Origin of the sequence: Anaerobiospirillum sp. NML120511, from assembly GCF_023050955.1 — a bacterium.
In the GTDB taxonomy this organism is placed as follows: domain Bacteria; phylum Pseudomonadota; class Gammaproteobacteria; order Enterobacterales; family Succinivibrionaceae; genus Anaerobiospirillum.
In genome coordinates, this window is sequence record NZ_JALKIK010000015.1 from 1 (window position 1) to 18,439 (window position 18,439).

7 protein-coding genes, 1 tRNA gene, 2 rRNA genes and 1 pseudogene are annotated in these 18,439 nt (G+C 51.5%); 7 read left to right on the forward strand and 4 right to left on the reverse strand.

All coding sequences use genetic code 11. The features are described from left to right. The first annotated feature begins 64 nt into the window (after positions 1–64). The 6 genes from rrf (MXE39_RS05840) (at position 65) to MXE39_RS05865 (ending at position 8,650) form a co-directional block, all read left to right on the forward strand. A 5S ribosomal RNA gene (gene rrf / locus MXE39_RS05840) occupies positions 65–180 on the forward strand. A gap of 15 nt (positions 181–195) precedes the next feature. Further along, a tRNA-Asp gene (locus tag MXE39_RS05845) sits at positions 196–272 on the forward strand. A gap of 41 nt (positions 273–313) precedes the next feature. Next, positions 314–429: ribosomal RNA gene (gene rrf, locus MXE39_RS05850) — 5S ribosomal RNA — on the forward strand. A gap of 727 nt (positions 430–1,156) precedes the next feature. Beyond that, on the forward strand, positions 1,157–2,710 hold the full coding sequence (locus tag MXE39_RS05855; RefSeq protein WP_246977160.1) for a mannitol dehydrogenase: 1,554 nt from the start codon (positions 1,157–1,159) through the stop codon (positions 2,708–2,710). A 1,433-nt stretch (positions 2,711–4,143) separates the two neighbouring features. After that, positions 4,144–6,276, forward strand: coding sequence for an MATE family efflux transporter (locus tag MXE39_RS05860; RefSeq protein ID WP_246977161.1), 2,133 nt, complete (start codon positions 4,144–4,146; stop codon positions 6,274–6,276). Positions 6,277–7,453: 1,177 nt separating this feature from the next. Beyond that, positions 7,454–8,650, forward strand: coding sequence for an amino acid aminotransferase (locus tag MXE39_RS05865; RefSeq protein ID WP_246977162.1), 1,197 nt, complete (start codon positions 7,454–7,456; stop codon positions 8,648–8,650). A gap of 247 nt (positions 8,651–8,897) precedes the next feature. Here the strand turns inward: MXE39_RS05865 and MXE39_RS05870 are convergent, their stop codons facing one another. After that, positions 8,898–9,845 (reverse strand): 1-phosphofructokinase family hexose kinase, encoded by a 948-nt coding sequence (locus tag MXE39_RS05870; RefSeq protein ID WP_246977163.1) that lies wholly within the window; start codon positions 9,843–9,845, stop codon positions 8,898–8,900. A gap of 807 nt (positions 9,846–10,652) precedes the next feature. Continuing rightward, entirely contained in the window at positions 10,653–11,954 is a 1,302-nt protein-coding gene (locus tag MXE39_RS05875; protein WP_246977164.1) for a polyamine ABC transporter substrate-binding protein, read from the reverse strand. A 1,445-nt stretch (positions 11,955–13,399) separates the two neighbouring features. Here MXE39_RS05875 and MXE39_RS05880 point away from each other — a divergent pair. Beyond that, entirely contained in the window at positions 13,400–14,305 is a 906-nt protein-coding gene (locus MXE39_RS05880; RefSeq protein WP_246977165.1) for a DUF2333 family protein, read from the forward strand. A 362-nt stretch (positions 14,306–14,667) separates the two neighbouring features. On the opposite strand, the gene MXE39_RS05885 is transcribed toward MXE39_RS05880, so the two are convergent. After that, a complete protein-coding gene (locus tag MXE39_RS05885) occupies positions 14,668–16,848 on the reverse strand; it encodes a transposase (RefSeq protein ID WP_247073854.1) in 2,181 nt (726 codons plus the stop codon). Positions 16,849–17,442: 594 nt separating this feature from the next. Continuing rightward, positions 17,443–18,362 (reverse strand): annotated as a pseudogene (locus MXE39_RS05890) (flagellin). Between the last annotated feature and the right edge of the window lie 77 nt (positions 18,363–18,439).

Consider the following 18,439-nt stretch of genomic DNA (forward strand, 5'->3'; position numbering starts at 1 on the left):
TAACCATTAGATAGAAAAGAGTTAAGCACAGAGCTTGTACTGAACATTTTTAAATACAGATTTGTCTGGCGACCATAGTGCTGTAGTCCCACCTGTCCCCATTCCGAACACAGAAGTGAAATGCAGTAACGCCGATGGTAGTGCAACGTACGATTGTGTGAGAGTAGGTCATCGCCAGACTTAATTTTTAAATGCGGAGCGGTAGTTCAGCCGGTTAGAATGCCTGCCTGTCACGCAGGAGGTCGCGGGTTCGATTCCCGTCCGTTCCGCCACTTATACTGATGTCAAGATTGCAATATAGTCCACCAGTTTTCCTGGCGACCATAGTGCTGTAGTCCCACCTGTCCCCATTCCGAACACAGAAGTGAAATGCAGTCACGCCGATGGTAGTGCAACGTACGATTGTGTGAGAGTAGGTCATCGCCAGGTTATGAATAAAAGAAGAAACCGCCCCAGAGGCGGTTTTTTCGTTTCTGCACCCCTCATTTTCATCTCTCCGGCCCGCCCGTACCACATTCGTGGTCCGGCCGGGCCAGGCGGCATCCGCCGCCGCTCAATACCTCCAAATCCCCGATTTTCTCAATAAATATCCGGCCTGCAGCCTCAAGAGCGCTGCCAGCCGCAAGACCTCGTCCGTCATACGCCGCAGCGCAACTTGCAGCTCACGGCGCAGCTTACACTTGCCAGATCGCAACAGGCTTCTGCCGCAGCGCAGCTGGCAGCTCCAATGGCTCTGAGTCTGCGGCTAATATCAACTGTGCGCCACGATGACGGCGGCAATGCACAGCTCAATCAACGCCATGGCCTGATTCCCTTCATCCCTGGAAGCTCAGGTAACGACAGGGCTCACAAACCGGGCATTGCATGGCTGTAAGAACCGTCTTTTTGATACCTTTGTCTTGTTCGCATGAGATGCGGGTCGTATCATTGATATGGTGCCCGCACGCTCAGGCGTGCCTTTGACTGACAGCCCCGACGGCCACATTCAGCCGCATAGCCAACAGCTGTCGCTGTGCAGATGCTGTTGATCTGCAGTTGCACTTCAGCTGCGCTGCAGCTGTGGCCTTGCTCTGGTTGCGCTGCAGCTGTGGCGACGGCCTGGCTGTGCTGCATTCAGTTGAAGAGGGTAATGAGGATTATCTGCTTTGAGGTATTTATGAAGAGTATCAGTTTCTCCATCAGACCTGACAAGAGGTCTCAGCTTCCGGTACGTGCTCTGGTATTTGGTGATGGCGGCAAGGCCCGTGGTCTGATCGACTGGCTCATTTTCAAAGCCAATAAGGAAGGTGTCTTTAATGGCCGTACCCTTACTGTCACTGATGATGTCAAAGGCGCAAGGGAAATGCCGGTACGCCGTGGACCGGCAGCTGCTGCAGCTGATGCCCAGCCTCAGGGACCCGTATGTCCTGTAGAGCTGCTCAAAAAGCAGGACTGCCTGTATACCACTTTGCTGCACGGCAGGGTGCAGGGCGGCCAGCTGGAGGAGGCTGCCGTCATTAACTCAATTGCCTCAGTGCTTAATCCTCGTGATAGCTGGGAGGCTGTCATGGGCGCTGCCATGGATGCCCAGGTAAAGTTTGTTTTCTCTGATACCACAGAAGCCGGCATTGTCTTCAAATCAGAGCAGCCTTTTAATACCGATGTCTGTCCTGATACCTTCTCAGGACAGTTGTGCGCCATTCTCTTTGAGCGCTTCAAGGCAGGTGCTGCTGGACTGTGGGTAATTCCATGTGAGTCTGTTGAGGACAATGGCAGCCGTCTTCGTGATCTGGTGCTGCGCCATGCTGCCGAGCAGAACTGCGGTGATTCTTTCACAGCCTGGCTCGACAGTGACTGCCGCTTTGTGAATACCTGTGCTGACCGTATTGTCAGTGGCTATCCTGAGCCTGTTGACTGCCAGTACTGGAATCAGCTGGGCTACGAAGATTTCAACATGGTTTGCGGTCAGACCGTGCATGAGCTCGTACTGCAGGGTGGAGAGGAAATTTTAAAGGAGCTGCCATTTGATCAGGTGGGTCTCAACGTCAAGACCACAGTTGATGTAACTCCATTTGCTCTGCGTCGCAGCCGTGTCATTGATGGCGGTATGATGGCTCTGGCCCCTGCCGGTCTGCTCAGCTCCATGGAGAATCTGTGCGATGTAATGGCCGACAAGGGACTGGGCAGCTATGGTCGAAGTGTCATTAAAGATGAAGTTGTTCCAGTGCTGACTACCGGCGCCGATCTGCCTGGTGCCTGGGTGGATGAGGCCATTGAGCGTCTTGCTGACAATGACCTCAAATATGCTCTGCCAGAGGTTCTTGAGCATGCCTCACTCAAGGTTAAGGAGCACCTGATACCTTCTCTGCTCGACGCCCGATCCCGTGGTGTAGTACCAAGAAAGCTGTGCTTTGCCCTGGCAGCCTGGACTGCGCTTTATCAGCATGCAGCTTCAAGCTGTGACATTGAGGTCAGATGCTCTGATGGCAGGTCAGTAAGCTTTAAGGATGATTCGGCACTGGCTGAGCGCATGCAGCAGGCCTGGAGCCACTATCAGAAGAGCGAGGCCACAGCCCGTTTCACTGTCAGCGCCGTACTGGGTGACACCACCCTATGGGGCTGCGATCTGTCAGCTGATATGGATGTAGTCTCCGTTACCGCCTGTCTGCTGCACGCCATTATTTCTGACGGCGTTGCCCTTACCGTTCAGGACCTGATGGAGCACGTCTAATCCCCAATCATGCCCCAGAGCTGTCCCAAGCCCCCTGGCTCATCCAGGCAGCCTCCAGAAGCAGGCATATGCCAGCATATGCCAGCATTCTTCCTGTGGAAGGAGCGCCCGTCAGGGCCGCCGCTGGGACAGCCGCTGGGGCAGCGGCAATGTGAATGTGCGGCACAAGTTCTGCCGGGCCGGCTCATCATGGTGAGCTTTAATCAGAGGCTCCTTGAGATCATCTCAAGGAGCCTCTGCTAATTTTGCAGTCCATGTTTTATCTGAGAGTTGTGCCTCGACTTAAACAGGACAATTTGTGGGCAGCCTCTTTTGTGTTCATTGCCCTGTGGCTGGCGCAGCATTGGCTCGTGACTTTTGTCGACTCCGGATCTGGAGGGCGTTATTGCAGGCATACGGGCATGAGACTGTGATTTTTGAGCTGCGGCGAGGCCGGATGTCATGGTGCTGATCCATCATGTGCTTTCTGTGCCCCAATTGTTGTTCGCATGTTAATACAGTAGAGCAATACAGTGTACTTTTTGAAGAATGCAAAAATTGCATACTGTTACCGGTTTTTTCATCTTTTACAGTGGGGGCATATTAATGAACATTGGCAAAATGGTGCGTAATCCCAGGCTTATTGGGAATGTCTGATAAAAAATGGCGTCCAATAGCCATTGGCAGTGCGGTTATTTCAGATTTGATTCCTGACGATGCACAAATATTGTGCGCCGTTTTCAGCCCCTGAAAGGTCAATAAAGAATATTTTTACGAAAACGTTATCGCTGTCATATTTGTGGCTATAATCACGCCAGAAACGAAGTCATTAACAGTGGAAATATGCCATGCCCGGGGCAGTGAAAGCCTGGGTTATGAGCCGATATTCGCGACTGTGCCACGTCGTGCTCGGAAGTGTTATTTATCCCCTTCTTCATACCACAGCCTTAAAAATACCGGGCTGCTCTCAAGTTTATATCCCATTGGTCTTGTGCCCTGAAGCCGGGCCAGCAACCAGAAAGCCAAAAGACTCATCATGTGCGCACTGTCCGTGCACGGGCCCGCATGCCTTTGTACGGTCATGCGGGCCGGCAGGACTGATAGTAACAGCATATGCGATCAGCGTCTGCGCTGGTTTGAGCCGTCAGGTGAGTATGCAGGTGGCTGCAGAATGTTATGCGGTCAGTGCAGGGCCTGACTGGGCCTGGCAGTACAGGCCGATAAGGGCTGACTGTTCAGCAAAGGGCAGGCAAGAGCGTAAAAGTGTATGAAGGTGCCAGCTGCGCAGAGGGCGCAGTGCGAAGGTCGGAGGGAGCCGGGCGCATGACCCGGTATCAATGGCATCCAGAACGTGCAGACAGTCTCAGTCGTTACAGATTTCTTTTCAGGAGCGCATCAGGCGCTGCAACAGTTTTAAGTTTTACTCTTCTTTTTTGAGTGTTTCGATAATGCATATGCAAGAGAAGCAACAGACCAGGGAAGAATCCGCACAGGATTTAACTGCTGTTTCCCCTGTACAGGCACAGGGCACATCCAGGTCAGACAAGGCAGGAGCAGATGGTCTGCATGCCCCGCTGACAGCAGCTGAAGAAAGGGTTATTGCCCATAGTATCTCTCAGGCATCAGATCTCAATGAGGCTCTGATGCTCAACGATCAGGCCCGCCTTAAGGACCTCGCTCAGGACTATGCTCAAAGTAATGATGCCGGTGTCGCACCGTCAGGTGCGGCAGCTGGCGCGGCAGGCGCAGCTGGAGCTGCAGCAGGCGCCGGTCAGGCTAATGAAGGGCAGGAGGGCTCCAGTGGCCCGCAGGGCTATCATGGCAGGGGCAGCTTTTACTATGATGCTGAGGAAGCCTCATGGCCAGCTGGCAGTGATGGAGCCGAGGTTAACTGGAATTTTGACCTTGATGAGGCTGCACGTGTAGGCGTGCAGGCTGCTGCTCCTATTGTGGTTGCATCCAATACTCAGGCTCTTGAGGCGGCCCGTATTGCGGCTGTGATGACAGCTGAGGCCGGTGGTAACCGCAAGCTTCAGGAGGCAGCGGCTGTTGCTGCAGCTGCAGCTGCCGCAGGTAACAGCAATATCAATGTTGATGTTTACAATCAGCAAAGTGAGCTGTCGGCCACAGCATCACCTGCTGAGGTTGAGCGCCTTGATGCCGAGCTGGACAAGAGTATTAACAAGCTCGACCTGCAGGAACCTAAGCGTTCGCTGCTGTCGCTCACCTGGCCAATTTTCATTGACCTGTCCCTGCACTTTGCCACCCTCATCATCAATACCATCATGGTGGGCATGGTTTCGGTAAAAGCTGTTGCTGAGCTGACCATTGGCAATCAGGTGTTTGACCTTGCCCTGATCATCTTCAACTTCTTTAATATCGGTGTGTGCGTAGTATGTGCCCAGGCTCTGGGTGCCAATAACAAACGACTGGCGCGCCGCATTATTCACGTGGGTCTGGGCGTCAACCTGATTATCGGTACGCTGGTATCTGCGGCTATCTTCTTCTCGACAGGACTGATAGTGGACATCATGCAGGTGCCTGAGGAGATTAAGGCCAGTTCGCACAACTATCTGCAGATTCTGTCACTGTCCTTCCTGCCACTGGCAATCTGTCTGGTAGGCTCAGCTATTCTGCGTGCTCATAACTGTACCCGTGATGCCATGTACGTTTCCATGCTGGTAAACGTGCTTACTGTGATTGGTAATACCCTTTTCCTCTTTGGCTATCTGGGGGTACCAGTGCTTGGCGTTGAGGGCGTGGCCATGAGTACTGTGATTGGACGTACCATCGGCTGTCTGGTCTTTATACCGCTGATTATTGCCCGTACCAATACCCGCATCATTCCACGCTTCATGTTTGTGTTCCGCCGCAATGTAATCAAATCTATCCTGAGCATTGGTCTGCCAGGAGCCGGTGAGAACCTGTCATGGCACACTCAGTACATGTTCATGACCGGTGTGATTGCCTCTATGGGCGCCATGCAGCTGGCAACCCACGGCATTTACTTCCAGATTGTGCAGGTGCTGATGCTCTTCAGCGCTTCCATTGGTATGGGTACTGAGCTGCTGGTGGCTCACTATACCGGCGCCATGAAGCTTGATCTGGCTAATCGCCAGCTCATTCGCAGCGTCAAGATTGGTGAGGTGGTAACCATTCTGCTCACCTTCTCCATGCCACTGGGCACAGGTGCGCTGCTGATCTCCCTCTTTACCAGTGATCCTGAGGTTATGGCCCTGGCCTCTACCCTCTTTATCATTACTGTGTTCCAGGAGCCGGGACGTATCTTAAACGTCATTATCATCAACTCGCTGCGTGCAACTGGTGATACCCGCTTCCCAATGATCATGGCCATTATTTCCATGTGGGGTATTTCAGTGCCGCTGGGCTGCTACCTGGGCCTGTACCTTGAGTGGGGCCTGATGGGCGTATGGATTGGCTTTACAGCTGATGAGTGGTTCCGTGGCATAGCCATGGTGCTGCGCTGGAAGTCACTTGCCTGGCAGAAGTCAGCAAAGCGCATTTACGAGCATACTCTGTCCATGGAGCGTGACCGCTCTAAAATCCATAATGCAGCTCATGCATGATGATCACAGACTGCCAGAAGGCAGCCTCGGAGCCAGATTGGCTTCTTAAACCAGGTATGCCTTAATTAATTGCAATCCAGCTTTCCGGACACAGTTTCGGGAGCTGGATTGCTGCTTTATGGATGCCTTACTTAAGCCTGCGCTGCTGTGGCCGGTGCCTGTGCCGGAGATCATTGCCTTGCTTGCGACGGCGCTCATGCCGGGGCCTGGACTGGTGCTCATGCCGGGGCCTGGACTGGTGCTCATGCCGGGGTATGGGCTGGTGCTCATGCCAGGGCCTGGACTGGTGCTCATGCCGGGACATTGCTCCATACTGTGCTGGGTAGTCAGAGCGGCCGTTATGCCGTCATGGCGTCATGTGACCGGGATGAGTAAGTCTGGCGACTGGGCTTAAGCTGCTGTCCCTGCATCTGCCTGCCCATGCCCGTGACCATGGTCCTGACTCTGACCTGGGCTCTGCGCTGAGTGACAGGGTGGGGATGGTGTTGTGTTGCTGGGGCGGAGCAGGGCCTGGGTGGCATGGTAATGAGGCATAACGCGCAATTTATGGGAAAGTGGTGGGATTTGAGGTGAGGTAAAGTCCGATATTGAACTAATTTGGTGCAGTGTTTTCTGGTATTTTATGGCTGTTTTTTGGGACTTTATGCGTGATATAGTCGCTGAACAGCGTGTTTATGAGATTTAAGCCCTTGTGCCTGCTTGAGGAGCATGCCTCATGGCTATGCCCAAATTTTGGGATAAAGGGCCTGAATATAGTAAGACTTGCATATAATAGACGCACTCGTGTGTGCACTGCCTGCACGGCTGTTGCAGCACACAGCTCACAGTGTTCCATATGCTGATTACAGGATGGAACCGGATATGAGCGCAGGACTGTCCACAGTTATACGCTGCAGCTTCAGCACTTGCTGTCTGCATGCGCCGTGTTGACTGGCTTACATAGCTTTTGTGACACATGACAGTCTTATTATCCTTGCACTGTGCAGGGCAAAGGCAAGAGCGGGACTGCAGTCCTGATATTTGCCGGCATGTTGCCACCCTCGAGTGCCGCTGACCTGTCTTAAAGCTTTGAGCTCATGGCAGTCAGGTTCATGGATAGGCGCTGTTTACAGGGCCACAGGCTCTGAATTTTGAATGATTGCAGCATCTTGAGATGCTCAATGTCAGGGATGTATATATGTTTTTTGATCACTTGGAATTAGCTCCTGCAGATCCAATTCTTGGCTTAACCGATGCTTTTAAGGCTGATACCAACCCTAAAAAAGTTAATCTGGGTGTAGGCGTCTACCAGGATGAGACCGGAGTTACTCCAGTCTTAAAGTGTGTTAAGGAAGCTGAAAAGATCCTCGTTGACACTGAAGTATCCAAGTCCTACCTGCCAATTTCCGGTCTGCCTGAGTACGGCCAGTTAACCCGTGAGTTATTATTTGGCCGTGACCACGCTCTGGTAAACGATGGCCGTGCCGTAACCTGCCACTGCCCTGGTGGTACCGGTGCCTTACGTATTGCCGCTGACTTTATCTACCAGAACCACGTTGCCAGCCGTGTATGGATCTCCGATCCTACCTGGGGCAACCACTTCCAGATCGTAGAGGCTGCCGGCCTTAAGACCGAGCGTTACCCATACTACGACCGTGCCGCTCACGCTCTGGCTTTCGACCGCATGCTCGATACCCTCGAGCAGGCCAGCGAGGGTGATGTTGTTATCATCCACGCCTGCTGCCACAACCCAACCGGTATCGACCCAACCAAAGAGCAGTGGGACGAGCTGGCTGCCTTCCTGGCCCGCAAGAAGCTCCTGCCATTAATTGACTTTGCCTACCAGGGCTTTGGTGAGGGTATTGATGAAGACGCTTACGGCTTACGCAAGATTGTTGAGCTCAACAGCGAAGTAATCATTGCCTCTTCTTACTCCAAGAACTTCGGCATGTACAACGAGCGTGTCGGTGCTTTAACCTGCGTAGCTGCTACCAAAGAGCAGGGCACTAACACCCTGTCACAGATCAAGCTGGCTATCCGCTGTGCTATCTCCAACCCTCCAGCCCACGGTGAGAAGGTAGTTATTACCGTTCTGTCCAACCCTGAGCTGCGCGCCATGTGGGAGAAGGAGCTGGCTGAAATGCGTGTCCGCATGCACCGCATGCGTACCCTGCTGGCCCAGAAGCTCAAGGATGCCGGTGCCGGTGACTTTGACTTCATCGTCAAGCAGAACGGCATGTTCTCCTTCTCCGGCCTTTCCAAGGAGCAGGTTGATAAGCTGCGTGCTGAGTACGGTATTTACATCGTAGGCTCAGGCCGTATGTGTGTAGCCGGTATCAACGACGATAACGTTGACTACCTGGCTGACGCAATCGCCAAGGTAGTAAAGGGCTAATTTTCAGCCCCTGCATATTCAGGACGTCGTCTCCAGTGCAATGGTCCTGATAACAGCCTGACCGGCTGCGTCCCCTCCTGCAGGGACACAAAAAAGCCCCGGCTCTCAATGATCCGGGGCTTTTTTGCGCTTTGAACAAATAAAATGATGTTTATAAATTTCCGGTCATGGCACGGCCGCTTCGGCAGGTCTGGTGGCTGAGCGTGCCTGGATCAGAGCGTACAGTCAAATTCTGGCTGGGTACGGTTCAGCTCAGAGACTCGCTCCAGTCGGCTGTAGTAGCTGTCATCTGAGAGCGCAGTTCCTGTACCATTTCTCTGGTCGCAATGCCGTCTGTGGTAGCCGTAGCTGAACCTGTGGCTACAGCCATATAGGCGGCGCTTTCAAGATTATGGTGCTCGATATAGTCTGACAGGAAGCCTGCAATCATGGAGTCACCGGCACCGGTACGGTCAATAAGCTCGCCACCTGGGGCTGCAATGCGCAGAGCGTTGTGGTGTTCATCCATGAAAATGGCGCCATGGCGACCCAGTGATACCAGGATATTGCGGGCACCTTCAGACTGCAGGCGCTGACAGGCCTCAAGGGCGCTGCGGGCATCGGTAATCTGCATATTCAGATAATCGCCCAGCTCCTTGAGATTAGGCTTGATTAAAAATGGCTGGTACTTGAGTACGTACTTGAGCTGATCTGCCGGGGCATCAACTATTACCTTAGGCTGAGAACCGTCCTTAAGGCTTTCAAAGAAGGTAGCGTAGATATCCTGAGGCAGTGATGGAGGTACCATGCCGGCCAGCACCAGATAGTCATCAGAGGTAAGGCCGGAGATCTTGCGCACCAGGTACTGAATATCATCGGCGCTGACCTCAGGACCAAGACCGTTGATGCTGGTCTGGGCAGGCTGCTCCTTGATACGCACATTGATACGGGTACGGCCACGACGGACGCGGATAAAGCCTGTCTTTACGCCGGTAGCGGCAGTAAGACGCATGAGCTCATCGCCTGAGAAACCGGCTACAAAGCCAAAGGCTGTAGAGGTAACTCCCAGGTTGTAGAGCATGATGGAGATGTTGATACCCTTACCACCAGGGCGCAGCTCTTCTTTAATCGCTCGATTATTCTGACCGACGCACAGTGGTGTCTGCAGCTGCATGAGCAGGTCCAGAGATGGAGAGGTGGTAACGGTATAAATCATGCGGGGTACCTCTGTGCCTGGGTCTGGCACTGTGAGCATAAGGCTTCGACAGTGAGGCAGGTAAACCTGAAAGGGTAACGCGTACTGGCCTGGCAGCTCATGCACGCTAAGACAGAGCGTGCCTGGCATGACAGGCGTGCCTGTCATGGCCGGGACTGGCCAGGCTTTTCCTGAATGAGCCTGTGAGCTCTCAAGGCCATGGTGCTGCAGGGACTGACATTTCAACTTACATGTCGGGGCTTGTTTGTGCCTGGCAGCTGGATAGGGCTGCAGCGGGCTGGAGCAGCTGTTGCCTTATGGCCGGCGCTGATATGTACAAGGCTTACTGGTCACTCATTAACCTGCAAAGATGAGATACATGCTTTGAGGGTTTATGGCCTGTAACGGACAGCTGGTGACAAGCAGCTGCCAGTGACTCCCGGTGCAGAATGGGGATTTTGGCCTTACAGAATATCTGTGAGTTCAGGTGAAGATCTTATGCTTATGGTCAGACGGGAAATAATGAAAAACCATAGCTGCAGGCGCTTTGAGGGCGGCTGCTGCATCGATGATAATGTAACATTGTTTGCATGATCTGTCCAAAAAAGGCCGGGTCTGCGCTCACTGACGCCCACAAACAAAGCAGCCCGCCAGCACAAAGATGCTCAGCGGGCTGCTCAATTGCCTGCCTGATGGTGGCCAGTCCTGGTAATGCTTGCAGGTGCCATGAGAGGGGCTGTCTCAGAACTGTGGCCAGAACAGTACCCAGGGGGCTGCCTGTCCTTAGCTTACCGTAGCGGGACAGGGCAGGGACTGTGGGCAGTGGAATTATTTTCCGGCAGAGGCGGAAACAACATTGTTCCAGGTGCGGGTCATGAGGCGCTCAACCTTGGCAGGAGGTACCACAATGTGCATACGCTTGAGAGTTTGGGCGTCATAGTAGATGCCTGGATTGGAGGTAATTTCCGGATCAATCAGAGGTGTGGCATCGGCATTGGCGTTGGCAAAGCGAACGTAGTTGGAGATTTTGGCAATGACCTCAGGACGCATGATGTAATTTAAGAACAGGTGAGCGTTTTTGACATTGGTGGCATCACGGGTGATGGCCAGCATGTCATAACCCATCAGGGCTCCCTCTTTAGGAATTACATAGACAATCTTATCCTTTTTGGCCTCAAGAGAGCGCTGATTGGCCAGCTGAGCATCACCGGCCCATGCCGGAGCAATACAGATTTCACCGGCAGCCAGATCGTTTGAATACTGGGCGCTGTGGAAGTAACGTACGTATTTGCCCATAACCTTGAGCAGCTCAGCGGCATCACGGTAGTCCTGCTTGTTCTGGGACTCAGGATCACGGCCCATGTAGATAAGAGCAGTACAGAGCATGTCTGACGGGCTGTCCAGGGATGCTACGCCACACTGGGAGAGCTTTTTGAGATTCTCTTCCTTAAAGAGCACGTCCCAGGAGTCAACTTTGAAGTCAGGGCCCATAATCTCGGCAACCTTACGCTCGTTATAGGCAAGACCGGTGGACAGCTCCATATAAGGAATGCCGTAGGTATTACCCTCATCAACTGTGGCTACCTTGGCCATCTTGCCTTTGTCCATGTGCTTGAGATTTGGCAGCTGCTTCTTATCAAGAGGCAGCAGCAGGTCAGCCTCGCCAAGGCGCTTTAAAACATGCAGGGAAGGGGCAATGATGTCATAGCCGCTCTTGCCTACCATGAGCTTGGCTTCAAGCACCTCATTGGAGTACATGACATCGTAGTGAACCTTGATGCCGTACTCTTTTTCAAAGTCAGTAATAACAGAAGGGTCGATATAGTCAGACCAGTTAAATACGTAAAGCTCAGTCTCGGCTTTGGCGGCGGTATCGCTTTTATCTGCAGCTGGAGCGGCTGAGGCACATACGCTTACGCTCATGAGGGCAGCGCCGCAAGTTATAATGGCGGCCATGCGCACGCTGCGCCAGACGCTGACGGCAGCCTGAGCCATGCTGTTTAACACTGAGCGGCCCTGTGGGCGGACAGAGGTGAGGGAGGCACGGTAAGAAGTACCGCAGAGCTGATGTTGATCCTGGAGCACCTGGTGCTCAACCATGTCACAGTTGTAGGGAAGTAAGTTATCCATAATTTTTGCCTGATTACAGCCGGACCTAAAAGTCCGAGCATGATGTTGTGCAAAATGAAGTTGCAGGGCCGGTTGTCTCCTGCACCATCTCTGATGGGTATCCTGCAGACAGCAATCCTGAAGTCTGCACGGGGCAGCACTGCTGCCACTGCACCCCTGCGCAGCTGTTGCCTCGTACAGCTGCAGCCTCATACGCAGCTGCTGACGCAGGTACAGCATCGTACAGCTGCAGTCCCATGCGCAGCTGCTGGCGCAGGTGCAGCCTTGTACAGCTGCAGTCCCATACGCAGCTGCAGACGCATGTGCAGATACGGGACATGTCTATATTAACCCAGGGCCGTACTGTGAAAGATAAGGTCTCCAAAAGGGGCACAAACGGCCACTTATGGCACAGCAAAGCTTATTCAAAGTGCATGAGCTCTGCCTGCATTGGCCAGTGCGCATGCAATGGTGCCACGAATTTCCTCATGGACCTGAACGCCCTTTGAGCAGGGTGGCGTGTCCTTAGCTGTCCTGTATGTCTGCTGGCCTGATGGTCAGCCCTGCAAGGCTGATGACCATGAATTGTAGGAGATAATTATACTGGCGCCAAAGATCTGCATCACAGTATTGCACCGTCAAAAGGCCTGCGCACCGGATGTGGCTTCACTTTCACCTTTAAGTCACAGTTATGCCGTACAGCAGTGTACTGCGTATGAGCAGCCTGCAGCGGCATCTTTATGACGTGCTGTGCGCCAGGTTAAGGCACTAATGACCATAGCCTGATCCCATTAAGACTAAGGTGCTGCACTGGGGCCGGCCCGTATACCGAGCCGTGGCCGGCATGCGGAGCACTATCCCGGATGCATAGTTCCGGTCTGAATGCGTAGCAATGGCCTGAATTCGTAGCACCGGTCTGAATGCGTAGCACTATCCCGGATGCATAGTTCCGGTCTGAATGCGTAGCAATGGCCGTTATGTCGCAAGGGGTGCCCGGGACGGGATTCAGCCGTGACCATGGCATGGGAAGAAACGATATTCTAATGATGGATACGCCCGTTAATACTGGCGGTCTGCCCCATGGTGATGCTGCTCTGGGCGGGAGCTATGACGGGAGACAGTGCCGGGAGTTTGGGGCTGTAGGGGCATTGGCGTGCCCGGGCATTTTCAGTTAGCTCATTATTTTCTAAGTATGCAGTGTTAATATATGAACAAGCATACATGCACAGTGCATGTAATATGCTGCATTTCTCGCCAGGTAATCAGCTTCTGCCTTATTCAAGCAACTGAAAGGCTGGACAGCTTATCTGATGTACCGGTTCTGCCCCGGTAAATATTTCTGCCAATGCAGCTGTCAGGAAAAGCATCAGGGCCCTTACTGTTTTGTTTGAGCGCCCGGCTCCATAGGAACAATATTTTTGCTGGTCCTTTTACATGCTTAAGGACCTTTATTCAGGGGTGATTTGATGGATAAGATTAAAACTGTACGCTATGGACTGGGCGGTATCGCAGGCCTGGTCTTATTATGGATCGTGGCTGTAGGCCTGTTCAGCACTGCTGGCAGCAAGCCATTCAATCCTGAGCCAGTAGATGGCACTGCAACTGAGCAGCAGCGCGCCACCATCATTGCTCAGGGCCTTACCTGGGCTCTTGATCAGGAGCTGTCCTCTTTCTTTGGCTTCCTGCCAAATGACCTGATTTCTCCATGGGTTATTGATAACACCACCAATTACCAGCGCGGTGTAATCTATGCAACCCGTCCAGCTTCCGATGTCATTGCCAAGGAAGTTGCCCGTTACGGTAACCGTGACACCATTGATCAACGTCTTGCTGATGCCACCTCCCGCTACTTCAGCTACTCAGAAAATGCCTGGGGCTTCCTCTTTGTCTATGACGCTGAGGGCAAGTACCGTCAGGGTATCAAGAACTGGGCTGACTGGGCTGCCTCTGTAGGTACCGACGCCAAGAACGCCGGTGTTTACAACATGAAGTCTGATGACGTATACAGCATAGTCAAGTACGCTATCCACATGACCGACTTTGCTCTGGGCATGCTCAATGACAACAACATCGGCCATTTCAACTCCGATAACAATATCTACTTTGCCAAGGGCGTATGTGCTGTAACCGGCAATCTCTTCCGTGCTCTGCTGGCCGTAGACGGCACTGTAGCCGAGCGTGGTGGTGCTGAGAACGTGCAGGAAGCCTTAAAGCGCTTTGAGTACATTGAGGAGTTCGATCCGCTGTACATCACCGCAGGTGGCAACAAGGTGGGCGACGCCATGATGCCTAACCACGTAGCCGCTCTGGCCCGTCATATCGACATCGCCAATAACCGTCTGACCGACATCCTTTCTGCTCTGGCCCGTTAATCGTAAGCTGCAGCAGCAGGAAAGAATAAACACACAAAATGCCGCTGCCACAGCGCAGCGGCATCATACACAAGACAAAAGGCCGGAACTGCCCAGCAGCACCGGCCTTTTTGTTTAGTAAAACCAGATGTCATCATTACCGCTGCTGTCGTATCACCTATACAACGATTTGATGTTTAAGGGCGAGGAATTACTTAAAATAGAGATCATCGCATAAGAACACGATAAACAGGCCGTTCGCTGAGAAGTGAACGGCCTTCATTTTTCTAGGCCGTCAATCTGAGGATGGTGGCCGTATAACATGCATTCATTATGAGGCCAACCTGCCTTGCAGCATGGGCTGTCACCTTTGCCCCTGTGTCTTAGAACTTATACTTTGGCGCAGACTTAATTGTGGATACAAAGTCACTAAGATTAAGTCCAGCAACTGCAAAAGCAGCTTGAGTTTTACCCGTACACTCAGAATAAATCTTGCCTTTGTACAGCTCGTTGTCATAGACATACACATTGAGGTTTCTACACTCGCGTAAAAGTCCAGGAATACTCCTCATGTGTTCTGGCACTGAACCTCCAAACTTCTTTGCTTCTTTTTTAAGATGGTTAGCCAGGTCACACTCTATGACTGCAGAACAAAATGCCACGAATGATCTGTAAACAACCCCACCATCGGTCTTTGCACCGAGTCTTCCAGACTTCAGATTGCCCTTCAGTCGTTGATTAGCTGTCTCAACAGGCGTTCTGTTCTGGTAGCAACGGTAAGCATCAGCAGCGCTCATACCAGCCTCATTGGTCACAAGAACCTGCAATCCAAAAAGAAGAACCGCTTCAGCCAATTTGGCGTCATCAATCTTCAAATTGGAGACAGCATCACTCTTAGGAGTGTGAGTATTGGGGTCAAAATTTGTGATACTGGTCAGTGCAATCCTTTCACGGTCAGTAAGCTCTCGACCTGCTTTAAGACCAGTGATTCCTGTTGAAGCCAGGTTAAGTAGACTCCTTTCTCGTTCAATGCAGATCTCGCGATCATAAAAAACATGACAATAAAGATTTGTCTTAGAGTCTTTAACTTTGCGCTTGTTGGTAACCGCAACTGAGTCATAACGATGCTCCATAACAACAAGCTTGTAGCCTATAAGTTTGTTCTCCTCATCGAAGTGAATCCAGCTGGACGGGGTTGTAATTGCAGAAGATTCCCTGGTCGATTTCAATGCCTCCAAGGCGGCCTCCCTGCCATAGGTACTGCTAGTATTCCAGTTCAAAAGGAAGCTCTGACCAGACCTGAGCAGCATGTCTACTACCTTGGCAGTACCGTAGGCGCGATCCGCCACATATAACAGCTTTACATCCAGGTTATGAATGCCCTCAATGCCGAACTCATTAATAGTTCGCTCTACCATTGAAATATCGTTACAGTTGCCATTTCCCAAGACATAGGTAATAGGAAGACCATCTTCACCAGTGGTCGTAAGAAGCTGAAAAACGATCTGCTCCCCATAGCCTCCGTCTTTGTGTTTACCGAGAACAACATACAGAAGGGAGTCATTCTCATTCTTAATCATGGAGCCATCGAGATTTACCTGAATAACCAGCTTCTCCCCTGATTCCGTCTGAATATTCATCACAGCAGGGCTGGATACAAGTGTGGCGCCTGCAAACTTGCTTAGTATCTTCTGTACCTTATCGTGGTCTACTTTCTTTAATGAGTTGATGCAGGCAGTTGATGTTATTCCACCAACGATCGGTACGTCGAACTGGTTCACAAAGTTATCAATGCCTTGAAGGTTAAGACTCCCTGTCAAAACAGTATTGGCAACAGCTGTCAATATATGACTTCCATGTCGCTTTCCTAAAACATTATAGATTGCGTCAGCTAAGCCAGTACGGCTTGCGCTGGCAAAAACTGCATGAGCACTGGCATTCTTCACAACTAAAGGATTGCCGCGTTTGCTGGTAGTTAAACATGCAGACATTCCAAACTTATCTGGAGTATCCATGCCTTGATTGGCAGGGTTCTGCCCCATTCTTGCGGATGCTGAAAGGATGCTCTTACCGGTCATTGACCTGGTCCCGTCAGGATAAGTATCTCCATTGCCGCTCACCCCGGTCTCACATGTAGCCTCTTCAGATGAGAGGTCATCCATCATTCTTGATGGTGCTGGCACACGTTCGCCGTCAACATCTACGCTGTCAACGCTAATCCCGTCCTTACCTTCAAGCAGGCTCTTCAGGAAGAAGTAGTTCTTGCTGCCTTTCCTGTACATCTCATAGAACTCGAGTTCAGGGTGGTTCCTGACAAACTCAGGGTCTCTCCATGCAACCCAGCCATCACGTTTACCGCCAGCAATATGTGCAACAACATGAAGGTTTTTCTGCCTTGCATGGCCCTTAATGATCTTACCGTCCTCGCCTACCTTTTCAGGGATCCACACGGAGTCATAGGAGCTGAGTACCCAGCCCTTTTTGCCGTTTCTGCGGACAGTGAGGTTCATTTGAGGTGGTGCAGGAGCCTTCATATTAAAATATCCAATAAATATCGCAATCATAGCTAGTCAAAGCCGGTCTCCATAATTATAGCATACTTTTTATTAAAAATAGGCGATGATTATGATATTTATCAGATAATTTTATCAGTTTTTCTGGGGATTACTAGGGGATTTGTTGTAAAGGTGGTCGTATCCCCGGCCAGCATTTAAGGCACCACTACTCCGCCCGTCCTCCACCATACTCCATGCTCCTTATTACTTCCTCTTTTCTTTTTGTCAGCATAAGCGAACACTGCTAATACACTACGCAATTCATACACTGAGCACGATTCATGCGCTGAAGAACTCCACGCCCTGTCAGCACGCTGTGCACAGTTCATTAATGCTCAATATCAGTATGTAAAAGGTAAGGTAAGGTAAGGTAAGGTAAGGTAAGATCAATTATAAATATTTTAGAAAGTGTCTCACTCAGGTGACCATAAAAAATACATGCACACATTTAAGTAATCTACAGTCTGAAGTCGGCGCATGCCTTTGAGCAATATTAAGCACTTGTGCAGTATCTGGAAATTATGCTTTATAAAACATAAAAAAGGCGGGGTGGTCCCCGCCTCTTGAAATGATAATGAGAGATAGAAATTAGTTGTTCAGCTGTTAGCCGAGCAGGCTCAGTGCGATAGTTGGACGCTGGTTAGCCTGAGCAAGAACAGACTGAGAGGCCTGCTGGATAATGTTATTCTGGGTCAGAGCTGCAGTCTCAGAGGCGAAGTCTGTGTCTCTTATGCGGCTGCGGGCATCAGACTGATTTTCTGAGATGTTTGCCTGATTTCGAATAGTGCTTTCCATTCTGTTTTGCAAAGCACCAAGGTTGGCACGCTTGGAGTCAACAGCCTGAATCAGGGCATCAATATTAGCAAGAGTAGCGGTAGCGCTTGATGCGGTAGATACAGTAAAGCGGATTGCATTATTGTTTCCGGCATCTTTAATCAGGCCCTTCTTTCCGTCTGCCTGGGCGGCTGCATTAAGGCCAGCCTGGTCGGCAATGCCGCTGAGGTGGAAAGCAACAGACCAGTTGAGGTTGAGGGTGTTACCGGCGTTGGCACCTACCTGGAAAGTGAGCTTGCCATCAGCAGGGATCAGTCCTTTATCCTTACCGAGCAGGATTTCCTGACCGGCGAATGTGGTCTGATTGGCAATACGGGTGATTTCCTGAGAAAGCTGAGTTACTTCTTCCTGAATTGCGTCGCGGTCTTTCTGAGAGTTGGTACCGTTGGCGGACTGAACAGCCAGCACACGGATACGCTGCAGCATATTGGTGGTTTCGTCCAGCGCACCCTCAATGGTCTGAGCTAATGCGATACCGTCATTGGTGTTTCTGTTACCCTGATTAAGACCATTTATCTGAGTGGTTAAACGGTCAGCGATCTGCAGTCCGGCAGCGTCATCCTTGGCGGAGTTGATGCGCAGGCCTGAGGACAGGCGCTGATAGGACACATTTAAGCTTAATGTGGCATTGCTCAGCTTTCTTTGCGCATTGTGATGGAGCTTACATTCGTATTGACATATAAAGCCATGTTCTTTCTCTCCCAGCTGTCTAATTGCTGCAGTCAGATCCCTAATCTGTCTGATGTGTGTGCAGGCTTAGTTGTTA

Excerpts from the sequence above, each read along its gene's own strand:
- MXE39_RS05875 (WP_246977164.1), bottom strand. The coding sequence starts at position 11,954 with ATGGATAACTTACTTCCCTACAACTGTGACATGGTTGAGCACCAGGTG.
- MXE39_RS05880 (WP_246977165.1), top strand. The coding sequence starts at position 13,400 with ATGGATAAGATTAAAACTGTACGCTATGGACTGGGCGGTATCGCAGGC.
- MXE39_RS05860 (WP_246977161.1), top strand. The coding sequence starts at position 4,144 with ATGCAAGAGAAGCAACAGACCAGGGAAGAATCCGCACAGGATTTAACT.
- MXE39_RS05865 (WP_246977162.1), top strand. The coding sequence starts at position 7,454 with ATGTTTTTTGATCACTTGGAATTAGCTCCTGCAGATCCAATTCTTGGC.
- MXE39_RS05885 (WP_247073854.1), bottom strand. The coding sequence starts at position 16,848 with ATGATTGCGATATTTATTGGATATTTTAATATGAAGGCTCCTGCACCA.
- MXE39_RS05870 (WP_246977163.1), bottom strand. The coding sequence starts at position 9,845 with ATGATTTATACCGTTACCACCTCTCCATCTCTGGACCTGCTCATGCAG.
- MXE39_RS05855 (WP_246977160.1), top strand. The coding sequence starts at position 1,157 with ATGAAGAGTATCAGTTTCTCCATCAGACCTGACAAGAGGTCTCAGCTT.